General features: G+C 34.1%; 1 protein-coding gene. It reads right to left on the bottom strand.

The window, feature by feature from the left end:
* Window positions 1-700 (bottom strand): restriction endonuclease subunit S (locus tag HMPREF6485_RS13110; RefSeq protein ID WP_004347252.1); only part of this gene is annotated, 700 nt, incomplete at both ends.

Here is a 700-nt window from a genome sequence, read left to right as displayed (position 1 = left end):
CAGAGTCAACAACATCTTTCTTCTTCAACTTTCCTTCCTTAACAAGTCTTTGTTTCTCTTCTTTGATACGTTGAAGAAGAACAGATGCGGGCTCATCATTAGGGTTTTGTGGAACAAGATGCCCTTGTATAGCTTCTTGTAAGATACTTTTACGCAGGTTTATGTATAGCGTTTTTGTAAGAGCCTCTAATCTCAATTGGTTCTTTTCATATCTTACAAATAGAGGTTGAATTTTAACAATCTTTTGTAAAATACGTTTCTGCTCATTATGCGGAGGAAGAGGTAATAGAATCGAATTCATTTTCTCTTGATTCATTTTTGGTTGAGCGGTTCCCGTCACATAATCTACTAATGAAATAGAATTGATATAAAGACCAATATATTGCATAAATATGGAGTCAATGCAATCAAGAACATGTGCATGATTATTTACCCAATACTTTCCTGTTGCAATATAAGCAATAGGCTTACTTCTATTTATTAGATTATTACCGTCTTCACCTATAAGTAATAAATCTTTGTTAAACAGGTATTTATCAACTTTATCAATAACTCCTGATGCCCCATAATAATCATATATTTTAGTCAACTTGCTCCTTTTTGCAACGGATAGGGGAATCCTTTCACTATCTCGATTATACATCACACTTCCAAACCGAGCTAATTCCCATCCCCACGGAATCTCAAATGGTATTTCTTC

Origin of the sequence: Segatella buccae ATCC 33574, assembly GCF_000184945.1 — a bacterium.
Taxonomy (GTDB): Bacteria; Bacteroidota; Bacteroidia; order Bacteroidales; family Bacteroidaceae; genus Prevotella; species Prevotella buccae.
The sequence above is the reverse complement of the archived record's forward strand: the minus strand, read 5'-3'. Positions and strand labels throughout refer to the sequence as shown.